Origin of the sequence: Ruminococcus bovis (genome assembly GCF_005601135.1) — a bacterium.
Taxonomy (GTDB): domain Bacteria; phylum Bacillota; class Clostridia; order Oscillospirales; family Acutalibacteraceae; genus Ruminococcoides; species Ruminococcoides bovis.
In genome coordinates this window covers 1,597,868-1,624,155 of the sequence record NZ_CP039381.1, presented here as the reverse complement: position 1 = coordinate 1,624,155, position 26,288 = coordinate 1,597,868, and the positions used below count along the sequence as shown (strand labels likewise).

The 26,288-nt window shown below is 30.4% G+C and carries 11 protein-coding genes; 3 read left to right on the top strand and 8 right to left on the bottom strand.

Annotated features, from left to right (window positions below; genetic code table 11):
* Positions 1-326: 326 nt before the first annotated feature.
* Positions 327-947 carry a hypothetical protein gene (locus tag E5Z56_RS07590; protein WP_138157271.1) on the bottom strand — a complete coding sequence of 207 codons (621 nt, stop codon included), beginning with the start codon at positions 945-947 and terminating at the stop codon, positions 327-329.
* A gap of 1,354 nt (positions 948-2,301) precedes the next feature.
* On the opposite strand from E5Z56_RS07590, the gene E5Z56_RS07585 reads away from it, so the two are divergent.
* Positions 2,302-4,218, top strand: a complete 1,917-nt coding sequence (locus E5Z56_RS07585) for a leucine-rich repeat protein (protein WP_175405421.1) — start codon at positions 2,302-2,304, stop codon at positions 4,216-4,218.
* Positions 4,219-4,369: 151 nt separating this feature from the next.
* Here the strand turns inward: E5Z56_RS07585 and E5Z56_RS07580 are convergent, their stop codons facing one another.
* The gene (locus E5Z56_RS07580) at positions 4,370-8,548 is read right to left on the bottom strand and encodes an Ig-like domain-containing protein (protein ID WP_138157269.1); all 4,179 of its coding nucleotides are present in this window, start codon (positions 8,546-8,548) and stop codon (positions 4,370-4,372) included.
* Positions 8,549-8,795: 247 nt separating this feature from the next.
* On the opposite strand from E5Z56_RS07580, the gene E5Z56_RS07575 reads away from it, so the two are divergent.
* On the top strand, positions 8,796-9,920 hold the full coding sequence (locus tag E5Z56_RS07575; RefSeq protein WP_138157268.1) for a HipA domain-containing protein: 1,125 nt from the start codon (positions 8,796-8,798) through the stop codon (positions 9,918-9,920).
* Between the two features lie 170 nt (positions 9,921-10,090).
* On the opposite strand, the gene E5Z56_RS07570 is transcribed toward E5Z56_RS07575, so the two are convergent.
* The 5 genes from E5Z56_RS07570 to E5Z56_RS07550 form a co-directional block, all read right to left on the bottom strand.
* Positions 10,091-13,492, bottom strand: a complete 3,402-nt coding sequence (locus E5Z56_RS07570; protein ID WP_175405420.1) for an Ig-like domain-containing protein — start codon at positions 13,490-13,492, stop codon at positions 10,091-10,093.
* A gap of 175 nt (positions 13,493-13,667) precedes the next feature.
* A complete protein-coding gene (locus E5Z56_RS07565; protein ID WP_138157266.1) occupies positions 13,668-14,051 on the bottom strand; it encodes a hypothetical protein in 384 nt (127 codons plus the stop codon).
* Positions 14,048-14,440 carry a hypothetical protein gene (locus E5Z56_RS07560; protein ID WP_138157265.1) on the bottom strand — a complete coding sequence of 131 codons (393 nt, stop codon included), beginning with the start codon at positions 14,438-14,440 and terminating at the stop codon, positions 14,048-14,050. The genes E5Z56_RS07565 and E5Z56_RS07560 overlap by 4 nt, the downstream gene beginning before the upstream one ends.
* Before the next feature lie 185 nt (positions 14,441-14,625).
* Complete coding sequence (locus E5Z56_RS07555) at positions 14,626-17,004, bottom strand: Ig-like domain-containing protein (protein WP_175405419.1); 2,379 nt, start codon at positions 17,002-17,004, stop codon at positions 14,626-14,628.
* A gap of 215 nt (positions 17,005-17,219) precedes the next feature.
* Positions 17,220-21,629, bottom strand: a complete 4,410-nt coding sequence (locus E5Z56_RS07550; protein ID WP_138157263.1) for a carbohydrate binding domain-containing protein — start codon at positions 21,627-21,629, stop codon at positions 17,220-17,222.
* 453 nt (positions 21,630-22,082) lie between these two features.
* Between E5Z56_RS07550 and ade the strand changes: the two genes are divergently transcribed.
* Positions 22,083-23,810 (top strand): adenine deaminase, encoded by a 1,728-nt coding sequence (gene ade, locus E5Z56_RS07545; RefSeq protein WP_138157262.1) that lies wholly within the window; start codon positions 22,083-22,085, stop codon positions 23,808-23,810.
* A 93-nt stretch (positions 23,811-23,903) separates the two neighbouring features.
* On the opposite strand, the gene E5Z56_RS07540 is transcribed toward ade, so the two are convergent.
* Complete coding sequence (locus E5Z56_RS07540) at positions 23,904-26,285, bottom strand: hypothetical protein (protein WP_138157261.1); 2,382 nt, start codon at positions 26,283-26,285, stop codon at positions 23,904-23,906.
* Positions 26,286-26,288 lie beyond the last annotated feature (3 nt).

Below are 26,288 nucleotides of genomic sequence, written 5' to 3'. Positions count from 1 at the left end.
GCAATTACCTAACTACATTATCATTATACAAAATCAACTGCCCCATAAATGGGACTTTTTAAATAACTTTGATAATTATTTTTAAATCTTCAAATTATATAGCATTTTGCACAATATTTTTACACTAATAGTATCATATTTAATTAAATTATGCAACATACAATATGGATTTTTCAATAAATTATTGGTAAAAACCACTAATAAACACTATTTAGTTTTATTCATACATAATAGCGACTCAGCAAAAATAAAGCCTATGAAATCGGAAAGAAATCACAGGCTTTGATAATTGTATTTTTAACTATCAGTGTAAGAGAATCACTTAATCAATGATAAAACTTATCATACACTTCATTAATAGTTTCAGCATAGAGTGAACGAGAATGTTTATTATGGTCTTTATTTTCATTCTTCTTTTTCAAATACTTCTCTTTAACAACTTTCCATTTTCCAAAATCTTTTCTCAACTCTTTCGCTTTCTTGTCAAGGTTGATAAAGTCTTTAGGTTGCTGAGCCCATACATACACATTTTTCTTCTTATCAAATCTAATGTACTGATTTCCATAGACAATTGCAAAATCACAACTATGATTTATAGAAAAATTCCAAGTACTGTTCTTCACTATCGTAATAACTCTTGTAGAATCCTCGCATCTGTTATAACCATATTTTCGTGATACATTGGTTATAGCTATTCTTAATATTGTTCTAATTTCCTTTGGTGTATAATTTTCATCATCGTCATTAACTGTCAAATTAACATCAAAATCAAATCCTTTATTAGACATTACATCTTCTGTTATCATATTTCTTTTTGTACTTCCAACAAATTCAAATTGAAATGTAAACTTATCTCTGACTTGGTTCTGTACCTCTTTGATTAATTCGATAATCTGTTTCTTCAAATTTAAATACCTAATTCTTGGTACATACTTGAAATGGTACATACACATACCTCCTTAAGAAAATTTAAAAATCATTATATAATACCACTAAAAAATGTTTTGTCAAGTGTTATTTCTATTTTTAACACTAAAAAATCAAAATAAAGGTGATTTTCAAACATTAGTTCTATTGTTTCAACTGGTATGCCCTTTATTTGCTTATATTTTAATCATAAAAGGTTTTTATATAGAATACATTAATGTATATTAATTAAGCATAAAATCGAATACAGAGGATTTTAGAGCATATTACAGGTATGTCATTTTATCTATTTTAAATAATCAGCCAAAGAGCTGAAAGAAAATTGTAGGTGTAATAATTTTGATTGTCTTTCTACAATACTAACGGTAATAAAATTTCTCAAAGTATTTAATGTGAAATTAGATAACAAAAGTGATACACATGTGTATCACAAAACGATACCGAGTATCAAAATGAGATACACATGTGTATCACTTTTTATGATTTTTTACCATCAATATTATATTTTTTTCACATTATTTATCTGATTTGAAACTAATTTTAATAAACATAAAAATGGATTAAAACAGAGGACTTCCCTATTTATGCAAATGAATTGGAAAAAATTTTGTATTATGACATTTAGAATTATGATTTTAAATAATTATTGCAATCTAATTTTACAATATGAATTTTTTTAGTTTATGCAAGATTTCTTAAGAAAAAATATTCATCGCTTACTGTCAATCGATATTTTAATTAAACATTTTATTTACTACTCAAAAATAATTTTCTTAAATATTTCTTGCAAAGGTCTGAAAATAATCTTAATATTATTAACAATAAAATTCATTATAAATCAGTTGGATTTAGTTTTTATAAAGTAAAAAATTTTTCTGAAATATAACAAGATCAGCAATCTAAAAAGTCAATTATAAAAACTAAATCGTTAAATTATACTAAGACAAAATCGACTTTTTGGTACATAAAAAATATATGTATTAACAACAAAAAAACATAAAATAACAAAAGGCAAAAAGACGATTTAGTCTTAGTTGGGTAACTTTTTTTAAATTTTACAGGGCAGTAGCCTAGATAATATCTAGCTTTTCAGCCAATTCAAAAGATGTAAAAAAGGGTCTTTTTTAATACCTTATTTTTCACACTTTAAAAGCCTTTTTTTTTACACATTTTGAAATTATTTTGTTGTATTTTTTCACATTTCAAATCCGAAATTTCAGCTAAAATAATTGTAAAATCAGATGTAAAATTAAATAGATTTCTTAACATTTATCCCACTAAAAACTTTAAAATTATTTGACACAGAATATATTTTATTATACAATTTTGTTAAGTAACTGAGCTTTCAGTATGCTTAGTCAAAAGGAGAATTTTATGAAAATTAAAAGAATTTTATGTGTAATACTTGCTATAACAGTATTACTATGTGGTGGTGTTATTACCTCAGTATCAGCTGATACTACTACAGTTAGCACTGACACTAAATCAGATGTTGCATGGAATTATGACAGTACAACTGCCACCCTAACTTTTTCCGGTAAAGGAGATATTAACGAATTAATAAATGATTCCGATACACCTTGGGAAAAATATGAAAATGACATTCAATATATTAATCTTATTGAAAATATCTTTAGTTCTAAAGAAAAAGTATTTTCAAAATATCCTAATTTGGTTAGCGTAGATGTTGACAAAAACAATCCTTACTATACCTCTGAAAATGGTGTTTTATTCAATAAAAATAAAACAGAATTATTTGTTTATCCTGCTTGTAAAACTGACAGTACTTATGTTGTACCTAGCACTGTAAAAACAATTGAAGATTATTCGTTCTATACCTGTAATAAACTGGAAAAAATCACTATTCCGAATGGAGTTAAAAAAATACCAACTTCTTGTTTTGAAAAATGTAAAAATCTTAAATCAGTTGTTCTTCCTAACTCAATAATAGAGATTTCTTCTTATGCTTTTGAAGATTGTGAAAATCTAACAAATATCACTATTTCAAATAATGTTAAAGTAATTAATTTTAGAGCTTTTAAGAATTGCACTAGTTTAAAAAGTGTCTATATTCCTAAGGCAACAACCACATTATATAATAAAACTTTTGGCAATTGTACAGGTTTAGAGAGCATTAACATTGATAGAAATAATAAAAAATATACATCAGTAAATGGTGTTTTTTACGATAAGAAAAAAGTCACTTTAATTCAATATCCTCCTAGCAAAAAAGCAACATCTTTTACTGTACCAAACACAGTAAAGACAATTAAATCGGAGGCTTTTTCATATAGTAAATACCTTAAATTAGTAACAATCCAAAATTCTGTTACCGATTTAGGTTCTGATGCTTTTTCAAGTTGTGTAAATTTAGAAAAAGTAACATTACCAAACTCAATCAAAGTAATTAAAGATGGTGTATTCAGTAATTGTACTAAATTAAAATATATTAATATACCTAATTCAGTAAAAGAAATTCAGTATTATGCTTTTTCTCATTGTGAGAGTTTAAAAAATGTTATTATTCCAAACTCTGTAACTTATATTGGTCAAGGTACTTTTGAGGAATGTAGTAATTTAGAAACTGTTACTATTCCTAATTCTGTTAGTTATATAGATTATTCATGTTTCTTCTATGATGATAAATTAAAAGATATATATTATAAAGGTTCTAAAGCTCAGTGGTACTCCATAATGGTTTGCCATTCATATAACAATCCTTATGATGAAGATAAAGACTTATATATGGGTGATGATAAGGAATTTAACATTGGAGTAAATGCTACTATCCACTTTGAATTAAAGGACAATGAGGTTTATGTCAGAAAGTCACTTAGTAATGTAAACATAGGCAATAAGAATAATATCATAAATAAAAATAAAACATATTCAACTAAGCTCACTCCAAAAAAAGGTTACGCAATTACCGGTGTATCGGTAACAATGAATGGAAAAGCTATCAAAACATCTTTCAATGGTAAATCTTGCAACATTAAAATTGCTAAGATAAACGGAGATATTACCATTTTCGCTAAATCTAAAAAATCACAAACTATTAGTGTTAAAAAGTCTTTCACTAAGAAAAAAGGTTGCAAACCTTTCTACCTTAAAGCTAAAGCTAAAACAAAACTTACTTATTCTTCAAGCAACAAAAAGGTTGCAACTGTAAACAGTAAAGGTAAAGTCACTGTTAAAAAAGTTGGTAAAACCACTATCACAATTAGGGCAATATCCAGTAGCACATATGTTTCAGATACTAAAAGAATTGTTGTTACAGTTAAGAAAAAGTAATTGTCTTATAACTTCATAAACAAAATTACACCTATCGTTTTTTACCGATAGGTGTTTTTTATGTTCTAAAATAAAAAGCGATAATCCCCACCATACAATGATGAGGATTATCTATAAGGAATTAATATGAATAGTAGAAATCTGTTTTATACTACTTTGTTACAGTTGTTTTTGCTGATGACCATAAAGAATAGAGATTATAATTTTTGCCGGAGAATTTTGTTGTTTTATAGGTACGGACTCTGACAAAATATTTTTTCTTTGCCTTTAACTTAGTTATCTTTTTAGCAGAAACAGTATTCTTTACAGTAACGGTTTTTGCATTTTTGAAATTCTTAAATGTACTGTACTGAATTTGATAACCTGTAGTTTGAGTTTTCTGTAGTTTTAAATTAACTTGCATACCCTTTGAAAGTCCTTTTACTGACTTAACAGAAGTTGCTTTAGGTACAATATTATAATAGAAAGTCTTTCCCCCACTATAATTACCTTTAAACTTAACCTTTACAGAATATCTGCCTACATTCTTTCTACCTCTAGAATATGTAACTGTATAATTGGTTTTATTCTTCAAGATTTTATTTTTACTGTCTTTTACCGTAACAGTAGGTGTTTGAGTTTTACTGTTATAAGTGAAAGTAGTTTTTGAAATACTTACCGAAGAAATTTTATTGATTACATTGTCATACTGTACATTGTTACAAATTGAACACTTACTGATTATTCTACCGTTACTTTTCATTGTAGCAGGTGTTGTAGTAGTTACAAATGAATGGTCAATTGTAGGTATTGTATCAATTAGAGTTTCTCCACATTCTGTGCAGATATATTTGCCTAAACCTTCTTCTGTACAAGTTGGTTCTTTCACTACTTCATACTTATAGTTATGGTCAATCTTATCTACAAAATCACTCTTGTAAGTATCACCGCAATTCTTACATACATTTAATGTATAGCCTTGTTCAGTACAAGTAGGTTTTACTACTTTCTGTTCATAATCATGATTTGTTTTGGAAATTGTTTCTGTATAATTATCTCCACATTCTGTACAAGTGTATTTACCTATTCCTTCTTCTGTACAAGTTGGTTCTTTCACTATTTCATACTTATAGTTGTGGTCTGTCTTATCTACAAAATCACTTTTATATGTATCACCGCAATTCTTACATACATTTAATGTATAGCCTTGTTCAGTACAAGTAGGTTTTACTACTTTCTGTTCATAATCGTGACCTATTTTAGGTAGAGTTTCTGTATAAGTATCTCCACATACTGTACAAGTGTATTTGCCTATTCCTTCTTCAGTACAGGTTGGTTCTTTCACTATTTCATACTTATAGTTATGGTCAATCTTATCTACAAAATCACTCTTATAAGTATCACCGCAATTCTTACATACATTTAATGTATAGCCTTGTTCAGTACAAGTAGGTTTTACTACTTTCTGTTCATAATCGTGACCTATTTTAGGTAGAGTTTCTGTATAAGTATCTCCACATTCTGTACAAGTGTATTTGCCTATTCCTTCTTCTGTGCAAGTTGATTGTTTCACTAATTTATACTGATATTTATGGTCTATTGTAGCTATAGATTCGGTATAAGTATCCCCACATTCACAAGTATAAGTTCTGATACCTGTTTCTTTACATGTAGGTTCTTTAGTTACTTTAGAAGTATATTTATGTTCATGGAGATTTTCTATATAGTATGGATTTAGACTATACAGAGTAGTACCATTATTATCTGTTACATACCACTTAACTAAATTATCACTGCATAATATAGGTTGGCAATCAGATAATCTTGCAGTCAAAGTTTTTGCTGATGAAACAGTTTGACCTTTTGCATCAACAGTCATCCCTTTAGTGACTACTTCACTGGTTGATGCATTAGTTTCTTCCCACATAATCAGGAATAAGTTTTCACTTATTTTTACCAGTTCAGGAGTACCACAAGTTATGTTGTCATTATCTGTATAATTGGTTAAAGGGACTTTCTTAGTTTTATAAAAAGATGTATCTGTTACTGTTAAATAAACATTTCTTTTTCTATTGGTTTTAGAAATATCTTGAGAAAAAGCAATGATACAATTATCACTACCTATTTCAAAACCACCTATTGAGGAGCCTGTATAGTTACCTCTTCTGATGTTAAATTTTTCAGGTACAGTAACCGTAACTTCAGTTGATTGGTCGTTCTTATTAAACTTAGTTAATGTTATACCATTCACTGCCATTATTTCTCCACCCTCAACTAAATCACCGGTTTCGGAATGGTCAACTCTGTAAATATAATCACCATATGTTTTTATAAACTGATTAAATGAATGGCTTACATATCCTTGAGTTAAGTTAGATATTACATACTGATAATCAATTGTTTTCATAGTAGATTCATCAATAGTGAATATCATATTTGCTTGATGGTTAAGTTTATCTTCTGTAGTGTACATTGTGTGACAGGTATAAACATATAACTTGCCGTCAAGTTCTGCCATTCTTAATGAACCGGCATTAAAAGGCTCATATGTATTTGAACCACAAATTTTGCAATCACTTACTTTTGTCCAATCTTTAGTATATTTTACGACTCTCATAATTTCGGCAGAGTCTTTTTCTTCTTTGTTATCTTCACCAAAGACTAGGTAGTTATTGTCTTTTCCGTAGAAATACCCACCAAATTTATTTAATTCTTTTTCTACCTTGTTTGAGGAAATCAACTTTTTTCCGTCACTTGAATACTTTTCTATCAATACGCCATCAGAAGTATTTTCAACTTTATTAAGTGTACCATCCTCATTTTCACTTAAATATGAATTTACAACAGAAGCCCATGTTGAATAATTATTTTGAGAAATATTTTCGTTACTTGTTCCGTCTAAAGAATTTTTTCCGCTTAATGGTTGTGATTTTCCCTTTACAGTTACAGTACACTGTACTTTCGTATTATCATCAGTTTTTGCAGTTATAACTACTGTACCCTCTCTGTTACCATAAACCTTACCATCACTTGTAACAGAAGCTACTGAGTTATCGCTACTTGACCAATCACAAAAATATTTTAGTACTGTATCACTTGTTGTAGTTAATGCAACACTGTCACCAACATTAATTGTTGCAGAATTTTGGGACAATTCAATTTTTGAAGGCTTTGACCAATAAATATTATCCACATAATAATTACCGTCAGTATCCTTTTCAATTGTCATAATGTTGTTTCCGTAATTAAACAATGAAAATACAGGAAACTTAGTGTCATAGGAAGAAACCCTATTAAAATCATTGTCATACTCAACTAATTTATTGTTGTTAGCATACATTACAGTAGTATCATTTACATTGTTATGTACAATTCCCGGACCTACACTACCATAGGACCTATCATTACCCTCATAACCGTCTCTTGATACACTACCTAACATAGGCAAATCAGATATATCATCGGTATTTAGATTTTTTGAATTCATTACACCGACTTTGCTAAATAAAATAGATGACCATGCTAAATTACCGTTAGAAAGCATTATTGCATTTCTTTTATGATAAGAATTATACTGTCTGTAAAATACATCAATATAACCATCATTTACAGTTACTTTATCGTCTGCTACATTACCACATTTCAATGCATTTGTAGTATGAGTATACCCCCAATAAACCCAGTCGGCATCTCCTTCAAAATAGAAATTACCGTTAGTACTGTCAAAGCCACAGAAATCATATACAGCACCTTTTGTATCTACTGATGTAATTTCTTCAAAATTCTTACTGAATAAATGAATACTGTACTTTGTATCATAACCGGAGTTATCACTGATAGCAATATAATATCTACCTTGATTATCCACACCTATAGCATCAGCACTAAAGCTATTTATATTAGGAAAAACATCTGATAAATTTTTGCTTAATTCTACTTTTTCTGTTAATGAATTGAAAACATCAATATAATATTTCGGATTTGAAGTATATTTATCCTCTTCTATTATCAGATATATCTTTGACTCTGATACAAATGAATCCACAATATCTTTGTAAGAATAATCAGCAATTTCCCTTACAGTGTTATTCTTAACATCATAGAAGTTAATAGACTTATTGAAATAATAAAATCCACCCTTTTCGTAAGAAGGTATAACTTCAAATCTGTCATTCATACTTTTAAATTCTATTGCATTATCAGGCATTTTTACCGCACTGCTTTTAGCTAGTGCTTTTGCTGAATTAGTAGTTTTCAGCACATTACTAAAAGTGTCCGACAATGGCAAAACTGTTGAAGTCACTGCCACTAAAAATGCAACTAATATTGCCGATAGTTTTTTAAATTTCATCTTAACGTTTCCTTTCTTTGTAAAAAATACTATATTACCATAATAGCACAAACAAACAGTACTTTCTAGTGTATATATTTACAAATTTTGACAATATCTTTTGTAATAGTCAACAGTTATAATTATTGCAAAACATAGTATTCAAATTTCTTACAATCCTTTCATTAGCAAATTTAAAATATTGAATTTATCTTTGATTTATGGCATAATAAAAGTAAATAGAAACTAAAGATTTATTGGAGAAACTATGAGCTATATATTAAAGCAATATGACACACCTCTGATAAAATTTAATATTAATAAAGATGCATTTGGAATAAGTACAGAAATTCTTTGGGTAAATGAAGAAAAAAGGAATTTACTTCCTTTATCACTTAACAAAAATCTTGACAATTTATCAAGTTGGTTAAGACACAGAACAATTCCGTCTAACAGAGCATTTGTTGAAAATTTTCTTGCTAAACTTGGACTAAATGAAAAAGACACTAAGGGCATTATTGACATTTGTAAGGGTCTTTCCCTTAACGATAGTTACTGGATTGTTGATGAAAATTTCAAGGGTACATTTGCAAACAATAATCTTTATGATAACAGATTTAGTCAAACACTTTCCCTTATGGCTTTTACCGGATATGGTAGCTATGTAAAGTCAACTTTTCGTTCTTCTCCTGAGTTTACTACCGGTGGTATGTTGGCTAAATGTTGGAGAAGAGTAAAGGGCAAAATTTTGCTTTATAAATCCGGCACTCAAGGTTTCGCTAATTCCGGAAAAGAACCATATTCAGAATACTATGCCTATCAAATAGCAGAAACTATGGGACTTGATTTTGTAAAATATAATCTTTCTAAATGGAAGGGTTTTCTCTGTTCAACTTGTGAATTATTTACAGATAAGAACACCTCCTACATTCCTGTTGCCTATATTGTAAATGGCAACAATTTAAAGGATATTTTAGTTTATTACAAAAATCTTGGAGAAAAATATTACAATAGCCTTGTAAGTATGTTGGTCTTTGATGCAATTATCTGTAACCAAGACAGACACCTTGGTAACTTTGGTTTTCTTGTTGATAATAAGGAAAATAAAATTATAGGTACTGCTCCTATATTTGACAATGGTCTTTCTCTCTTTTGCTATGCTATGAAAGACGATATTGAAAATCTTGATAAGTATGCAGAAACCAGATTTCCTGCACTATACGAAAACTTTGTAGATGTTGCAAAGGAACTTATCACCCCTATTCAACAAGAACAGTTAAAAAGATTAATAGGCTTTAAATTCAAAAAGCACTCAAGATATAATCTTGATAAAAACCGTCTTAAAGCTATTGAAAACTTTATTCAAAAGAGAGTTCTGGAATTACTAAATTAATTAATTGTTTTTCTCACTACTCTGTCAAAATAGAATTATATAAAATTACACCTATCGTTTTTTCCGATAGGTGTTTTTTACGCCTTAAAATAAAAAGCGATAATCCCCACCATATAATGATGAGGATTATCTTTAAGGAATTAATATGAATAGTAGAATTCTGTTTTACACTACTTTGTTACAACTGATTTTGCTGATAACCATGAAGAATAGATATTATAATTTTTGCCGGAGAATTTTGTTGTTTTATAGGTACGGACTCTGACAAAATATTTTTTCTTAGCCTTTAACTTAGTTATCTTTTTAGCAGAAACAGTATTCTTTACAGTAACGGTTTTTGCATTTTTGAAATTCTTAAATGTACTGTACTGAATTTGATAACCTGTAGTTTGAGTTTTCTGTAAATTTAGATTTACCTGAATTGCTTTTGATAAGCCCTTTACCGACTTAACAGAAGTTGACTTAGGTGCAATATTATAATAGAAAGTCTTTTCTCCACTATAATTACCTTTGAATTTAACCTTTACAGAATATCTGCCTACATTCTTTCTACCTCTAGAATATGTAACTGTATAATTGGTTTTATTCTTCAAGATTTTATTTTTACTGTCTTTTACTGTAACAGTAGGAGTTTGAGCTTTACCGTTATAAGTGAAAGTAGTTTTTGAAATACTTACCGATGAAATCTTGCTGATTACATTGTCATACTGCACATTGTTACAAATTGAACACTTACTGATTTTTCTACCGTTACTTTTCATTGTAGCAGGTGTTATTGTAGTTACATACGAATGACCTTTTGCCTTTATAGTTTCGGTATAAGTATCTCCACAACCTTTGCATACATAAGTTTTCACACCATTTTCTGTACAAGTAGGTTCTTTAGTTACTGAGGATGTGTAGTTATGCTCATGGATATTTTCTATTTCATAAGGATTGACAATGTACAAAGTAGGTGTACTGTCATCAGTTACATACCACTTAACTACACTGTCACTGCATACAATAGGTTCACAATCTGACAATCTAACAGGCATTGTCTTTTTAGATGAAATAGCATTACCGGTTGCATCAACTGTCATTGCCTTAGATGTAACTTTATTTGTGGTAGTATTCTTTTCTTCCCACATAACTAAGAAAAAGTTATCATTAATTTTTACTAGCTGAGGATTACCACAAGTTACTTTATTACTTGCCTTATAATTAGTTAAAGCTATTTTCTTTGTGTTATTAAACAGCTTATCGGTAACAGTTAAATAAACATTTCTATTCTTATTATCCTTTGAAATGTCCCTTGTAAAAGCAATTAAACAATTGCCACTACCGACTTCAAAACCACCTACTGTTGCACCGGTATAGTTACTAACATTCACATCAAATTTTTCCGGTACAGTTACTGTTACAGAAGTTGATTTATCATTCTTGTAGTATCTTGTAAGGGTGATACCATTTACAGAAAGATATTGGTCACCAAAGGAAAAGTTGTTTGACTCAGAATGGTCAACTCTATAAATATAGTTGCCGTCAGTCTTTATAAACTGATTAAATGAGTGGCTGACATAACCATTCATTAGGTTTAACACATCATACATTGAGTCGGTAATTTTCATTGTACTTTCATCAACAGTGAATGACATATTTGCTTGGTGGTTTATTTTATTTTCGTCAGCATACATTTCATGACAAGTATGTATATATAGTTTGCCATCAAGTTCTGTCATTCTAAGTGAACCAAAATCAAATGGCTTTGTAGTATTTGAACCGTTAATTTTACATTCACTTATTTTTGTCCAATCTTTTGAATACTTTACAACTCTGACTACTTCTTTTGAGTCATTTTCTGAAGTGTTATTTTCACCGAAAACTATGTAGTTATTATCTTCACCACAGAAATAACCACCGAATTTGCTAAGTTCATTTTTAATTGTTTTTGTAGAAAGGAGAGTTTTGCCATCACTTGAATATTTTTCAACCAATACACCATTTGATGTACTTTCAACTCTATTTAGTGTACCGTCAGAATTTTCACTTAAATTTGAGGTAATATCTGAGGACCATTTATAATAATCATTTTTTGAAATATTTGAGGAAGTTTTTCCTGATAATTTTACCTTATCAACTGCCGGTGCAGAAGAATTTTTCTCAACTGTTACAGTACATTGAGCAGTAACACCGTTAGTAGTTTTTGCAGTAATTACTGCTGTACCAACGCTATTACCGTAAACTTTGCCTTCACTTGTAACAGAGGCTACCTTATCATTGCTACTTGACCAACTGTAAGAATATGTTGCTAAAGCATTACTTGTTGCTGAAAGTGAAAGGCTTTTCCCTACCTTTATAGTAGCAGAAGTTTGTGACAAATTAATTTCTGTTGGAAATTCCCAAGTAAATTTTTCTACATAATAATTACTGTCAGTATCTTTTTCAATAGCAAGAATATCATCACCGTAATTTAAAAGTGCAAATACAGGGTACTCAGTATTGATTGTAGAAATATGCTTATAGTTACTGTCAAATTCCATAAGCCTATTATCATTCATATAAATTACAGTAGTATTGTTCAGGTTGTTATGTACTGCTCTAGCACCTATGTTACTATAAAATCCATCATCACCCTCATAACCTATTCTTGATAAGCTACCTAGTAATGGTGGGTTGTTAGGATTTTTTGTATCAAACTTGCTAGAGTCTAGAACATTAACTGTTGAATTATATGATGAAGTCCAAGCTAGTGTACCCTCAGTCAACATAATTGCACTACTGTAATGATACTGAACATACTTTGCATAAAGAATATCTAGAATTTCATCACTTACGGTTATCTTATTATTTGTTACATTACCGAAAGCCAATGTTCTATAACCGCTTGAAGAACCCCATTGACTTTTTGCAGTTTTATAACTTTCAAAATAGAAATTGCCGTTACTACTGTCAAAACCATAATTTTCAAAACAATCATCTTCCATATCAGCAGAAGAAAGTTCCTTATAATCTTTTGATAGTAAGTGAATTGTATATTTCTTTTCACTTTTTAAACCGTCAAAAGTAGTTAGATAAATTCTACCTTTACTGTCAACACCTATTGTTCTGATATAAGAATTATAATTATCAGCAACAAATTCTGTTACATTGTGAGTTGACTCTACCTTTTCGGTTTCTATATTCAATTCATCAACATAGTAAATTATAGGGTTAGGATTTCCACCATCTCTATATACAACATAAAACTTTGAGTCAGTTGCAAAAACATCATAAACAGCCTTGTCTTTGTAGTCCTTAATCTTTCTTACTGTATTGTTATTAACATCATAGAAATTTATACTTCTATTGTAATAACTGTTGTAGTAATAAAAACCACCCTTTTCCGGTGACTGTATCTCCTTGAATTTTTCTTCACTACTATCAAACAAAATGGCATCACTAGGCATTTTTACTGCACTGTTTTTAGTTACTGCTTTAGCTGAACCGGTTGTTTTTATAACACTGTTAAAAGTATCTGACAATGGCAAAACCATTGAAGTTACTGCCACTAAAAAAGCAACTAATACTGCTGAAAACTTTTTGACTTTCATTTTCATTTCCCTTTCTTAAATAATCTTATATTATCATAATATCACATTAAATAATTATTTTTCTATTGCTTATAATTAGAAATTTTTATAATAATTCTGTGATACATAACGGATTTATTTTACAAAGAAAAAACCTCTAAAAATGAGAGGCTTAATTTTGGTATCAATTCTATTTTTACTTTACAACTTCTTCAACTACTTTTGACAAAGCAGAATAATTTTCTGCTGAGATTTTATATACTGAATTTTTATTAGTATTAACTGTAATGTGATTTTCATTTGCAATAGTAAAGGTATATTCCACTTTACTGTCAACATATCCGTTAATGGAAAATCCACCATCATAATCATTACTGTCACTACTGCTTTCAGCATTTTTTAAAGCTGAAATGACAGTATCTTTTTGGTTAGAATTTAGAGTATATTCTTTTCCCTTATCAGTTACAATAGATAATTTATCTATCTTGTCAAAATCAACCTTGTCGGTAATTTTACTACATCCACACATAACTGACATAGTCGTTATAATCATTAATATAAATACAATTGTTCTTTTCATAAATTCACCTTAACATTCAAATTTTTATGCCTATTATACATTTCAACTGCAATTTTATATAGCTGATATACACATATGAAACCAACAACCAATATAAATGATGCAAGGTAAAAATACTTACCCAAAAGATATGTAAATTGGTCAGGTAGTTCATTTGTAACTTTTAGATAATACCACTCTGTATATGAATTATCTAAAAAGTATGCACCTAAAATAACTGCACAGGTCGGTACAACTCTCCATATATTAATTAACGACTTTTGCTTTAAATCACAAGATACATTTCCATAAATCAAAAACAGTGGTGCTATCCATTGTAAGTAAAGTGGTGAAAAATAATCAAAGAAAAACAATGGTACAATAAATAATGCAAATGAAATAACATACATAAGTATATTTCTTAAAACTAACCTTTTGATATGATCACCTCATATAATTCTATCATTATAATAAATAAAAATTTACCGTTTTCTACAAGATTATTATATATTATTTATTATACTTTAGCAAGAATTAATATTAACAAGAATAAACTAAGCTGACATTACATAAGTAATGTCAGCTTTTTGATTAATTATTTAACTGTAATTTTGCACTTAGCATATTTTTTACTGCCATCTTTTGCAGTAGCGTAAATAAAACAAGTACCTTTTTTCTTTGCAGTTACTTTACCTTTGCTATTAACTGTAGCAATCTTAGATTTTGATGTTGTCCATTTTACTGATTTAACATTTGCATTCTTAGGATTTACAGTAGCTTTTAGGGTTACTGTCTTTTGTTTAGCATTACCTTTTACTTTTAGGATAGCTGAATTTCTGCTTAATTTAACAGATGTTACAGGTTGCTTTACTGTTACCCTAATAGTTGCATATTTATTGCTGCCGTCAAGTGCCATTACTTTAATTGTTGCATTACCTCTACCCTTTGCAGTAATTTTACCTTGTGAATTTACTACTGCTACTTTTGAGTTAGAACTTGTCCACTTTAACTTTTTGTTTGTTGCGTTATTAGGAGTTACTGTTGCTTTTACAACTGCACTTCTGCCATTTAATAAAGCAACTGATTTCTTATTAACTTCAACTTTAGTAACCTTCTTTACTGTTGGTTTTGTTAGATTAGTAGGTTCGGTTTTAGGATTTACCTTTACTTTAAATGTATCTATATAGTCATAATGCTGTACAGTAACAGTTCTCTCACCTACTCTAGTAAGGTCATAATCTAAAGTGTAATTTTCAACTACTTTAGAAGTACCGTCCTTGTAATAAACAGTAACTTCAAGACCTGAAACATCTAAACCTTCACCTAATGCATATTCTATTTTATTAGGTAACTTTGTTACTGCAATTCTATAAATATTATTGACCTTTATTTTACAAGTTGTTACAACAGGTTCTTTATCATCAGGATTTTGTACTGAAATTGAAATTGTTGCATCGCCAACACTTTTAGCAGTTACTTTACCGTCATTATCCACAGTTGCAACTTCCGGATTACTTGAAGTCCACTTAATCTCTGCTTCAGTTCTAACATTTTTAAATGTTGGAACTAAGTAAATAAAATTGTCAACTGTAAGGTTAGCACGTCTTGTGTTAAGTTTTACATTAGTATTGTGAATTTCGTATGTAGAACCTTTTGATGTATCCCACTTACCGTCAGAATGTAGATAGTACCAATTACCTTTGTATAAATAACCCGATGGGTCAACTGAAATTCTACTATTACTGTCAACAACATAAATCATATTGTCAAAGTTATCAACACCATCCGGATAAAGGTCACACTCTCCTGCTTTGTATCTATCCAGATTAATACTAAAAGTTTGTAAGTTCTTGTTATAATTAGGGTCATAATCGTTACCTATTGGTCTTTTTTCAGAACCCTCAATACCGTTGGTAAATATAATATTATGTACACTCTCTGCAACATCAATGTAATAAACAACAGAATCATCATCTGTTTTAATAGAAGTAGGTCTCATTATGTAAGAATGTTGCTGGTCGTAACAAGCATCTTCACCACTCCACCAAAAAGCACAAGCAGTTGCATTGCTAAAATTAAACCACTTTTCCGGCATCGCAAAGAAATATCTCTTTGACTTATTGTTTATAGGACCTGTATAAGTACCACCTAAACTTGTAACAAATTCAGATTTTCTCATTTCAGGTGTTACTTCTTTATCATTCACATAAACTCTAACCTTTAGCTTTGCAGTTAAAACAATTTTTACTGTTGAATTAGGTTCTGTGATAGTTAATAAAGCATTTTCAGAACCGGGATCTTTCTCACCGTAATAAACATAACCCGGTTCCCATTGACCATTTGTAGTTACATAAAATTCATATGGTGTACCGTCTGTTTTAGGGTTTACGCCTTTTAATGTAATCTCATAAGAACCATCTTGGTTCTTTGTCATCTTGTTTATTTCATTATCTTTTTCCCAGTTTATACCGTTACAAAGACCGGCTTCACCTGCAACATAATGAGTAGTTTCTGTCGGTACAACCTTGCCCGGTGCATCTACACCATCAACAAGCACTTTTACAAAGCCATCTGTAATTACTTTACCGTCTTTGTTTCTGGTACCCTTCAAAGTTAAAATAACATCAACTGTTGAATTATCCATTGGTACGGAAAATTCAATATTCTGTGGTTCGTTCTCACCAAGATTTGAACCAAAATTAACACTCCAATCATGGTCCTCTGTAACCTTGATTGAGTAACAATCTGACTTAGAAACATTTGTATATGTTTTCTTGTAAGTACCATCCGACTGAACCACCATATCATCAGCTACAGTTGTTGGGTCCCATTTTGCACCTAAAAACGGTGCATCACCTACAACTGTATAAGTATGAGTCTTATCAATTGTAGTAGCTGATACTGATAGCCCACCAAAAATTGAACATACCATTAATAATGATAAAAATACACTAAAGAATTTATTTATTCTCATATGTAGTCCTCCTACATTAATATAGTTATATTTTACCATAATATAAAAACTTGTTCTACAATAATAATACACCAACATTCTTATAATGATTTATGCAATATGCTTAAACTTTTTGAACTATTTTTTAATAGTAAAAGAAAATCAGATGGCAATATAATCACCATCTGTTTTCTTAATTGTATATATTCTGTTTTATATGAGGAATATAAAAAGTATTAGTCTGCAATCTTAGTCATATTACCATTTGAGAAAGTATATGTACCTTTTTCAAAATGATAGTTCTGACCGTTTCTGCTATCCCAGCTACCGTTACCGTTGTTAAAGCAAACATTTGCATAAGTTGAAGCACCTAGGTTGATAGTATACTTATGAGTATAACCTGACTTTTCATTAGTTGCAGTCATTGCAACACCCGGTACTGCTGTCCAGTTACCATTACCTACCTGATAATGAATATATGGAGTTGAATAACCCTTGTAGTAGATTGTTACTACATTTTCTGATGCTTTATCAACTGTAACTTCAATTGATCTACCGGCAATATACTTACCATTGTGCTTAATTTGTAATAGCATTGTATATTTTCCTGCTTCCTTAGGTGTCCAGTTAGCAGTTCTGTCACTATTTGTTGTAAGTGTTTCTGTCTTATTATCCTTAGTTACTGTATAAGTATAATCCTGATATGTAACAAGTGATGATAGATTCTTAATATCAGCACTGAATTTAACTGTATCATTTACCTTAACAGCACTACTACTTACATTTAAATTAGCAATATAAGTCTGAGCAACATAAATTTGTCTTGTATCTGTTACTGTTGCACCGGTTGCATCCTTAACTGTTACTTCATAATTATAGTTACCGATATATTCAGGAATAACTGTACAAGTATTCTTTGTAGAGAATGACTGTAAAACAGTTCTTGTATTGTACTGGTTCATTGCAAATTCATACTGATATGGAGCTTTACCACCTGATACATTAACTGACATATTAACATTATCACAGAAAGGAACTGAACCTGTGTTTGAATTAATGCTAAATTGGTTTATCTTTAGAGGTTGTTTCTCTGCAACTGTAACAGTTTTTTCTGCCATTACATAATTAGTTGAGCCATAGCTTTCTTTTGAATAAACTCTAACCCTATAAGTACCGGATTTGTTAAACTGCCATAAACAACTACTGGCACCTGCATAGTCATAAATTGTAACTTCGTGATTATTTGAATCTAAATATGTGTATTTACTTACAGCATTGGAAGTAGCATTTTTTAATTTAACTTTCATATCTATAAAATCACCAACAGTGATTTTACCGTCAGCAGGTGTAATATCGAATGATTCAATACCAAACTTATCATCTTCTACCGGAGTAATTACACCGTTCTTGTAAGTATATGTACCCTTGTTGAAACGATAGTTTTTACCATTGTTACTGTCCCAATTACCGTTGCCGTCATTGAAACATACATTTGCGTAATTCTTGTTACCAAGGTTAATTACATACTTATGTGTATAACCTGACTTTTCATCAGTAGCAGACATTTTGTAACCCGGTGCATTAGTCCAAGAACCATTTTCTACCTGATAGTGAATGTATGGAGACTGATAACCAACATAGTAAATTGCAACTATATTATCAGTTGTATCCTTCTTATTAACAACAAAGTTAACTGTCTTTGTTGCTGACTGACCGGACATATCACCCATATTACAAGTGATTGTATAATTACCCGGTTCGGTTGGTGTCCAATCTACTGAAGTATTGTATGGGTCTTCCAGAGTTTCAACCACATTGCCATCTTTCTTAATCTCATATTTCAGATAATTATATCTACCATACTTTGATTGAGAATATTCAATGTCTGCTTTAATATTAATCTTTGTACCAACATACTGTGGAGAAGTTGGTGAAGTAACAATATTTTTAATTGTTAATGCATTTACCTTAATTGGCTTAAATGTTTTTGTTAGGGTCTTACCATCAGCATCTGTTACCTTAGCAAATACTGTGATGTCACCACCCTTTTTTGCACAGAAGTGATAAGAAGAGTTAGTAGTTTTTTCTGTCTTTGTATTACCGTCCTGAGTGTAACCAAATTCATATGTATATGGAGTTTTACCACCAGATGCTGTAATATAGCAACTAACATAACCGTTTACATATGTTGAATCACTAGGTGACACTACTGCATCATCAATTTTAAATTCTTTCTTTGGTGAAACTGTAACAGTCTTTTCAGCCATTACATAATCTTTTGCAGTATAGCTTTCTTTTGAATATACTCTTACCTTATATGTACCGGGATAACTAAATTGTTTTTTACAACCTAATGATTGTGAATAATCATAAATTGTACATTCATTGTTATTAGTGTCAACATAAGTAAACTTATTTACTGCACTATTTGTAGCATTCTTTAGTTTAACATTCATTTCTACTGAGTCACCGGCAGTAATGTTACCATCTTCAGGAGTTAAATCGAATGACTCAATCTTAAGTTTCTTTTCTGCTACAAATACAGTCTTTTCAGCCATTACATAATTAGTTGAGTCAGAGCTTTCTTTTGAATAAACTCTAACTCTATATGTACCGGCTTTACTAAACTGCCATAAACAACTACTAGCACTCGCATAGTCATAAATTGTATATTCTTTATTGTTTGAATCTAAATATGTGTATTTACTTACAGCATCAGAAGCAGCATTCTTAAGTGTTACCTTCATTGAAACATAATCACCTGCTTCAATTTTACCATCAGCCGGAGTAATATCGAATGACTTAATGCCAAATTTATTATCAACTACAATTGGTGTAATTACACCATTTTTAAATGTATATGTGCCCTTTTTGAACTTATAGTTTTGACCGTTTCTGCTATCCCAATTATTATTACCATCATTGAAACAAACATTAGCATAGTCTGATGTACCTAGGTCAATTGTATATGTATGTGTGTAACCATCAACTGTTGTATCAGGTGTCATTGCTTTACCCGGTACTGCAGTCCAGTTACCATCACCTACCTGATAATGGATATATGGTGTTGAGTAACCTTTGTAGTAAATAGTTACTTCATTCTTATCAGGAGTAGTACTACCATTTACAGTAATATCTTTTGAATTACCATTTAGTTTTACTGTACCGTTTAAATCTGACTTATATGTTTTATTGTTATTGTTATCTACAATCTTAACATCTGATACAGATAGTGTACTGTTATCACTTGTATCATCAGCAAATTTTAACGTCCAGGTATAGTCACTAACATTATTAGAATTTAGATTTTGTACAATATTACTTAAGTCATATGCAAAATCACCTGTTGAATATTTTTTAGTACCATCAAAAGAACAACGATAGTTGCCGTTTTCTTTTTTATAAGATTGGAAAGGTTCTACATTACCTTCATAAGTTTTACCGGTATTTATATTTTTTGCAGTTAGAGCAATACTGACTTCATCACGATACTTAGTGTTTAGTGTGTATTCAAGATTAATATTTGAACAAGCATCAATAGGCTTTACGCTAACTCTCATTAAGTCAAAAATAGTAGGTTGATTTAAACGATTTGGTAGAGAGTCGCTAACTGCTGAATCATAATTTAATGCATCATATGAAACCCAAGCAAAACCATTGTTTCCATAATTGGTACCCCAAGAATTTACAATTTTGAAAGCACCTTTTTCAGCTTCTTGAATTTTGTCATCACCATTAATATCTACCCAAATATCATCGTCATATCCAACAATAGTCATTCTATGGCAACCACTATATCCTGTAGAATAAATAGCGATGTCATCATTAGCATATTTAGTGTTTTCAGGCACTCTGCTATCTTTTTGAATAGTTTTATTTTCCCAACTAAAAACAAATGTTGTGTATGTTACAAGTTCATTATTATTTAGAGCAGCCTTAATTGGAGCAATAACTTCACTCTTAGGGTTAGTAATTTTATTATTATATGTATCCAAATCGAATAAATTATAGTTGTTTACTCTGTATTTAGGTGCTTCTGTAAAAGCTTCCTTAGTTGTTGTCCACTTTGCATTTACAGTTGTATTTGGAGAAGTTTTTAATGAAGGTACTCCAATTCTCTGTGCTAATCTAAAAGCATTAGTAATATCGGCACCTGTATTTGCATCTCCTCCGTTTGCAAAGTTATAAATCCATATCGGTGAACAAGTATTATCATGTGTAGCAGTTCTGTTAAGTGCAACATTTTCAGCATAACTCATTTGATAATAAATTTCTGCCCATGTTGTACATGAACCTAACGAATCTTGGTCACCGATAGAAGGGAAATACTTACTTTTACTATTATCAATTGAAGAAGGATAAGATGTAGCAGGAATATTATTAGCCTGTGTTCTTGGTTTTCCTTCTTCTTTATTTACTATTGAATAGTAATCAGAAATATTTTCAATCTTTGATAACTTTGATATTTCCTCTTCTGTTAAAGGTTTACAACCAAGATTATCGTGTTGGTTTGTATTATCTGTAACTGTAGTTTGTGTATTATTTGTTTTATTTTCAGTTGCAAATGCTGTTAGAACTGAAAAACTTGACACTGTCATCAATACACATAACAATACAGATAACGCTCTCATTGTTTGTTTTCTCAATTTTCTTCCTCCTATTTGTAGCTTTTGCTACATTTTTGAACTTGCTTTTATACAAATTCAACAATCAATTATAGTGCGTTTTCAAACTTTTTGCAACTAAAATTGAATAAAAATAAACTTTTCTATAATAAACACTATATTTATTTCAATTCACTTATAGATTTATGTACATTTTTATTTTACAATCTTTTATTTATCAAAAAGTTGTACAAAACATTTTCATATTGTTTGTTTTAAATATCAATATATCATAATTAAAATATAGATATGTTAAATAGTATATATATCCAATTAATTTATTTAGTAATAAATTTGCTAAAAATATACAATCGCTATAAATACCGTACAGAAAAAACATAAATATAAACTTTATTTAATGTAAAAGTACTTTAATTATACAAGGTACAATGATATAATTAATTTAAAGATTTATCTTTGAAAGGTGGTGCTATTATGGCAGAAACATATGAACAAAAGATTGAAAGAAAATTGAAGGTTAAGCAACAAGTTATTGCAGTTGCATCCGGCAGAGAAAAAGCTGACCTTGTACTGAAAAATGCAACATATCTAAATGTATTTTCTAATGAATTTTTAGTAGGTGACATTGCAGTTTCTAACGGTCTAATTGCCGGTATTGGAAAATATAACGGTAAAGTTGAAGTTGATGTTAGGGGCAAAATTGTATTACCCGGATTTATTGATGCACATATTCACCTAGAAAGCTCAATGGTATCTCCTACCGAATTTGCAAAGGCTGTTATCTCTCACGGTACAACTACTGTTATTACTGACCCACATGAAATTGCAAATGTTATGGGAACTGATGGCATTGAATATATGATTGAGGCTACAAGTAATTTGCCTTTAGATGTTCACTTTATGTTGCCGTCTTGTGTACCGGCTACTGAAATTGATGAAAGTGGTGCAGTTCTTGAATACAAGGACATTGATAAATATTTTGAACACAAAAAAGTTCTTGGTCTTGCTGAAATGATGAACTATGTTGGTGTTATAAATGGTGACAGTAAAGTAGTTTCAAAGATTATTGCATCTCAAGCACACCACAAAAAAATTGATGGTCATGCACCTGAGCTTTCCGGTAATGACCTTAATGCATATATTTCAGCAGGTGTATATTCTGACCATGAATGTTCAACCTTTGAAAATGCTCTTGAGAAATTACAAAAAGGTCAATTCATTATGATTAGAGAAGGTACTGCTGCTCACAACCTAAAAGCACTAATGCCTTTACTTAATGACAAATACTATGCAAGGTGTATGTTTGCTACTGATGACAAGCACCCAAATGATTTATTATATGGTGGCCACATTGACTACATAGTTAAAGAGGCAATCAGAAATGGTGCTAATCCTATTATTGCACTAAAGGTTGCAACCCATCATGCAGCAAGATACTTTTTACTTAATAATAAAGGTGCTATTGCCTCAGGTTACTTAGCTGATATAGTAGTGGTAGACAACATTAGGGACTTTGACATTCAGCAAGTTTATAAAAGAGGTAAACTAGTATTTGATGATAAAGAGGTGATTGACTTTCCTACTCCTACTATTGAAAGTAGATTAGTAGAGAAATGCCACAATACTTTCCACCTTGACAAAGTTACACCTGAAAGTTTTGATATTAAAGGTGATTTAGGATTGATAGGTTTAGTTAGTGGTGAACTGCTAACAAAAAATCTCGGTACTGCTAACCATATTGATGTTGAAAATGATATACTAAAAATTGCTTGTGTTGAACGACACAAAAACACAAACCACATTGGCGTAGGATATGTTAAGGGTTATTCCCTAAAGTCAGGTGCAGTTGCTACTTCTATTGCTCATGACTCACACAACATTATTACAGTAGGTTGTAGTGACTCTGATATTGCAATTGCAGTTAACGCAATTAAGGATAATAACGGTGGTATTGTTGTGGTTGAAAATGGTGAAATCAAAGCATTACTGGAATTACCTATTGCCGGTTTAATGTCGGAAGAACCATTAAAAGTAGTTAATGATAAACTTGAAAAAGCAAAAGCCTCTGCTTATAGCTTAGGTGTTAGCAAAAATATTGACCCGTTTATGACACTTTCATTTATCAGCTTGCCTGTTATTCCATCCCTTAGAATCACTACTAAAGGTGTTTTTGATGTTGATAAATGGAAAATTGTTGAATAATAATATATAAGAATAACATATTAAATAATATAATTAGACCCCAAGAAGTTAGATTAAAAATTCTATCTTCTTGGGGTCAGTATTTTTTTACACTTACTTATTTTCAGCGGATAAACCTAATTGAAAAGAACTAACAAATTTGTCTAAATCTTTTATGGCAATTTTCATAACCTTAACAGTATCTTCTTTGTTCTTTATGCTCTCTTTAATTTGTTTTACTTCCTCATCGGTTTTATCACTAGTTAATTCACTCTTCAATTTTAGATCAACTAGTTCTTTCTCAATTTGTGAAATATTTTTTAAATATTTCTTACAAATTTTATCAGCATAATCAACATCATGTTCATCATTCAAGAAAATTTCTTTAACTGAAACCATTAATTTTGCTGATTGTAGTATAGCAAAATCCTTTTTAAAACCATCATATGCAGTTATTGCTCCACCAATTCCGGCTCCGGCTCCTAAACCAATAAGTGCACCACCACCTACAATAGCTATCGTGCCACCGGCCATTCCGGCTCCGCCAATTGCAATGGCTCCACCACCTGCATAAGCAAGGCAAGCACTTGTTAATGCAGCACCGCTAAGTCCTACAAAATCACTACCAAATATAGCAACTGCTATTGCCGGTGCAAACATTCCTGCAGCAAGTACTGCTATCAAAGTTGCACCTAATGTAATTGATACCCCGGTAAGAATTGATTTTAATACTTCTTTAAGTTCATTGATTGATGAATCATAACACTTTCGCAATCTCTTAATATAGTCTTTTTCATAATATTCTTCGTCAAAAAATGTGTTGAGAAAATCATCACCATATGACTTATCATAATCGCAAAAAGGCATATGTACTAAATCATACTTCTTACTAGGTATTTCTTTGCCTTTTTTGTCTTTTTCCATACTAATTGTGTAATAAGGCTCAAAGATCATAGCCTCAAGAAGTACAAGTCTAAACCAAGTTTTGTTAGGTTCATTATCCTTTATTTTTTGTAACAACTCATCCTTTGAATACCAAGTAAGTTTCGCTTCTTTTACTCCGATAAATTCAGGAAAACCGGTTTCCATAAACTTCATCCATTCTTCTAACCACATTTTTTTCAAAGCAATCACACTGTCTTTGAGAAAAAGTACATTTGTCTTTTCAATATCATTAAGAGTTTTTTGATATTCAATATTGTAAAGAATTTCAGTATCTTTCATAGATAAACCAAACTTATCTATATCCATATTACCCTCCAAATTTTTGTACCGATTGTTGTCATCTTGATTAAAAGTATTCTCACGAATTTCCTCATACATATTTCTAATTTTTCTTATATCCTGTACTTTTGCAAAATTTATAGTTTCCTGTCCTAATGCAACAATAAATCTGCCTACACCGACATAATTAACTGCAACAAAGTATTTTTTACTGACTATTGCATCAGTTACATCCAGTGCAGTAAATACACCGGTAGAAACAGTTAACATCCTAGTTATTGTGGCATTTTTGTAAGGCTTTACTTTATCCCAATCTATATCTTTTAATTCAGATAAAGATTTTGGTTTTAAGATACACAGCTGATTAATCAATCTTCTTATAAAGTAGAATGCCCTAACAATACATTCATTAGCAATCACAGGCAATGCTTGTTTACCTATTTCAGCTAATAAGCCTAATTCTCCACGCAAATCAAACTTTATAACTGTATCTCTAATAATTTTCCCATTCTCGTCCCTTTTAGCAAAAATAGTGCCATTGAATAATTTTGAAATAAATTTAGAGATAGTAACATTGTTTATATGCATATTCTTAAATAACGGTAATGATGAAACCTCTTTTGCTAAAGATAAAATTGGTCCCGGAATTCCTGTACCACCACTTAGTCCTGTTGTACTACTGGATCCGGCCATATCACTAACAAGATGGAAGAACCAATCAACTGTCCCTTTTATAATTCTATCAGGAATATTTACTCCGATATATTCTTTACTTTTGTCTTTAATATCTACAAAAATAAAATTTCCATCAACATCTGTACCGTATGATTTTCCTGTAAATTGAGTTAGTAAAGAGAACATTAATCCCACAATAGTAGGATGATGAGCAAAATCTCTTAAATGATGATTTAGTCCACCACCAAACTCTGGAGTGTTTCCATCACTAGGGATAGGTGCTTCTTTTTCTAAAAAAGCAACAGATGACTTAATATCATCCTTTTCACATCCTTTGATTTTTGCAATTTTCTTAACAAACTTTTCTACTTGTTCTCCTGAATATTCTCTTCCTTCAGATAAACTAAAATCACCTACCCAAAGTATATCAAGAATTCCACACAATAAGCCTGATGATATTGACACTAAGTAATCAAGATTATCCGCATTACTAGTCATCATCTTCTCTTTATATACACATTCAGAAATAGCATTGTTAAAATCACTTCTAGCTAATTGTTCTTCCGGTATAATTTTTACTTCCACTTTATTTTTCATAAT

Coding starts and splice junctions, on each gene's coding strand:
- E5Z56_RS07590 (WP_138157271.1), bottom strand. CDS start 947: ATGTACCATTTCAAGTATGTACCAAGAATTAGGTATTTAAATTTGAAG.
- E5Z56_RS07585 (WP_175405421.1), top strand. CDS start 2,302: ATGAAAATTAAAAGAATTTTATGTGTAATACTTGCTATAACAGTATTA.
- E5Z56_RS07580 (WP_138157269.1), bottom strand. CDS start 8,548: ATGAAATTTAAAAAACTATCGGCAATATTAGTTGCATTTTTAGTGGCA.
- E5Z56_RS07575 (WP_138157268.1), top strand. CDS start 8,796: ATGAGCTATATATTAAAGCAATATGACACACCTCTGATAAAATTTAAT.
- E5Z56_RS07570 (WP_175405420.1), bottom strand. CDS start 13,492: ATGAAAGTCAAAAAGTTTTCAGCAGTATTAGTTGCTTTTTTAGTGGCA.
- E5Z56_RS07565 (WP_138157266.1), bottom strand. CDS start 14,051: ATGAAAAGAACAATTGTATTTATATTAATGATTATAACGACTATGTCA.
- E5Z56_RS07560 (WP_138157265.1), bottom strand. CDS start 14,440: ATGTATGTTATTTCATTTGCATTATTTATTGTACCATTGTTTTTCTTT.
- E5Z56_RS07555 (WP_175405419.1), bottom strand. CDS start 17,004: ATGAGAATAAATAAATTCTTTAGTGTATTTTTATCATTATTAATGGTA.
- ade (WP_138157262.1), top strand. CDS start 22,083: ATGGCAGAAACATATGAACAAAAGATTGAAAGAAAATTGAAGGTTAAG.
- E5Z56_RS07540 (WP_138157261.1), bottom strand. CDS start 26,285: ATGAAAAATAAAGTGGAAGTAAAAATTATACCGGAAGAACAATTAGCT.